The following is a 2,689-nucleotide window of genomic DNA, read 5'->3' as shown; positions in this document are numbered from 1 at the left end:
CGCCGCTCCCGCCCTTCGCCGCCGCCGCAAGCACGATCCGCGTCCCCGCCACTGTCACCACGGCCCTGCGCCACACGACGGCGGACCTCCGGCAGCGCCTGGCCCGCGGATGGCGGCCGACCGGTCCCACGCGCGCCGAGGTGTCCGCCGCGACCGGTCGCACCGGCGCCGGTGACGTGATGGCCGTACCCGGTCGYACCGGCACCGGCGACGTGTCCGCTGCGACAGGCCTCACCGGCCCCGGCGACGTGGCCGCCATCCTCGGTCTCACCGGCGGCACAGCCACTACGGCCCAGCACCGGGGCAGCGCCGATCGCCCCGGCAGGACCTGCCGCCCCTGGGCGGACCTGGCCCGCAGCTACCTGACGCTCGTCCTTACCCTGCTCCCACGGCCCCGCCCCGCGCACACCACCATCACCGTGTACATCGCGACCACCGAGCCCCTCAGCGAGCGGCCGGCCGGCTCGGCTCCGCGTCATCGACGCGACCAGGACCGCCCGGGCCCGGGTCCGGGGCCGGGGTCGGGGTCGGGGCCGGAACCGGACGCCACACCCTGACCCCCACGGCGTACAGCAGCAGCGCCGGGGCGAGACCCGCACCCGCTCCGAAGCACACCGTCGGAATGATCTCCCACGGTTTCGCGCTCGAACCCCAGTAGGCCCACCACCGCGACGCCCGCTGCACCGCGCCCACCAGCGCGAAACCGCCGATCACCGCACCGGCCAGCCACCGGTCCCGCACCGACAGCGCCGGGACCCCCACCGGCAGGCGCGCAGGCGCCCGCCGCACGGCCCGCACCAGGAATCCGGCGATCACGACCGCGGCCACCGCCGAACCGCCGTACTGCAAATACCAGTACAGCGGCGAGCCCGCCACCTCCCGGCCCAGTACCGGAAACAGCCGCATCCCCCAACGGTCGAGATGCGTGAACGCGTCCCACACGACGTGCGTCAACGCGCCGAGCACCGCCGACCCGTACCAGCGCAGCACCAGGAACGGCCGCACACGCGCGCGTGGCTCCCCGCACCGCACCAGCGCGGAAACCCGCCCCTGCCGGGCCCGCGGCAGCAGCGCCACCAGCGGTTCGCGCACCAGCAGCCACAGCCCCACCAGCGCCCAGGCGATGAGCACATCGACGGTGAACACACCCGGGAACGAGTGCGTGACGTCACCGAACTCCATCGCCCCGGACACCACACTCGCCGCGTAATAGGTCATGTCGGGCGCGAAGGAACCCGCCACGAGCACGGCGGGCACCAGCGGGCCCCGGCCGGTGCCGTCGGTGCGTACGGCGGGCAGCACGGCTGCCGCGTGGCTCAGCGTGAACGGCAACTCGGCTCCTCGTGACGGTCGTTGCCAGGGTGATCGGGAAGGGCCCAGTATGCGGGATGCCGAACACCTGCCGCCCACCACGCCCGCCACATGACCAACTGGTGAAAAACGGGCACGAACGGGTGCCCGAGCAAAGGAAGTTGTCGTAGGGTCGCCAGGGTCACCGTGCCGGTGACAGGAGACAGGCCTGTGGAGGGCAACCACTCGGGCCGGTCGATCGTCACAACAGAGCGAACGCAACAGAAGTACGCGTACGCAACACAAGAGCGCGACAGACAGAGACGGGCGCTCGGGCGTCCACGGGAGGGGTTCACTCTATGGCGGCGCAATTCGGCAGGAGGCTGCGCAAGGGGGCGGCAACCACCGCCGTGGCCGCGGTAGCGGTCGCGGCCCTGTCCGCCTCCCAGGCTCCGGGCGTGAACGACCACGGCAGACAGACCGCCGCGGACGCCACACCCTCACCCGACGCGAGTGCCTCCGACGGCAGCGCCACCGGTAACTCGCCGTACTACACGGACCTGCCACCGCTCAACAGCCCGAGCCCGTCACCGAGCACCGGGCCGGGGCCCACCACCCCCGGCACCTCCGAGGCGGGCATCCCCGCGACCGTCCTCGACGCGTACAAGAAGGCCGAGTCCGCGCTGCGCGACGCCAAGCCCGGCTGCAACCTGCCCTGGCAACTCCTCGCGGCCATCGGTCGGGTGGAGTCGGGCCAGGCCCGCGGCGGCCGTGTCAATGCCGAGGGCACCACCATCTCGCCGATCCTCGGCCCGCAGCTCGACGGCAACGGCTTCGCCCTCATCAAGGACACCGACAACGGCGCCTACGACGGCAACAGCACATACGACCAGGCCGTCGGCCCCATGCAGTTCATCCCGTCCACCTGGGCCTGGGCGGGCCGCGACGCCAACGGCGACGGCAAGAAGGACCCCAACAACATCTACGACGCCGCGCTCGCCGCCGGCCACTACCTCTGCCGCTTCGGCTGGGACCTGTCCGACCAGAAGGACCTCGACCGCGCGATCCTCAGCTACAACAACTCGCGGGAGTACCTGAACCTTGTCATGCGGTGGCTGGAGTACTACCGCAAGGGCACGCACGAGATCCCCGACGGCACCGGCACGCTGCCCGACAACCGCAGCGACAACGGGGCGGGGGCGAGCCCCTCACCTTCCACGCCGGGCACGCCGGCTTCGGGAGGCTCGAAGTCCAAGCCCAGCCCCCGTCCGGAGAAGCCCGACAAGCCCAGCAAGCCCGACAAGCCAGGGACTCCCGGCGGTGGTACGACGACCCCGCCGCCGACCCCTCCCGCAACGCCGACCCCGCCGCCCTCGACGCCTCCCACGCCCACCGACAC

Annotated in this window: 2 protein-coding genes; one reads left to right on the top strand and one right to left on the bottom strand. The window is 72.5% G+C overall.

The features are described 5' to 3' along the window. Positions 1-444: 444 nt before the first annotated feature. Positions 445-1,332: a DUF4184 family protein gene (locus CA983_RS42555; protein WP_086605980.1), complete on the bottom strand. Its 888-nt coding sequence runs from the start codon at positions 1,330-1,332 to the stop codon at positions 445-447. 317 nt (positions 1,333-1,649) lie between these two features. On the opposite strand from CA983_RS42555, the gene CA983_RS42550 reads away from it, so the two are divergent. Further along, on the top strand, positions 1,650-2,689 hold a 1,040-nt coding region (locus CA983_RS42550; RefSeq protein ID WP_143645784.1), incomplete at its 3' end, for a lytic transglycosylase domain-containing protein.

The organism is Streptomyces swartbergensis, assembly GCF_002148965.1.
Classification (GTDB): domain Bacteria; phylum Actinomycetota; class Actinomycetes; order Streptomycetales; family Streptomycetaceae; genus Streptomyces; species Streptomyces swartbergensis.
The sequence above is the reverse complement of the archived record's forward strand: the minus strand, read 5'-3'. Positions and strand labels throughout refer to the sequence as shown.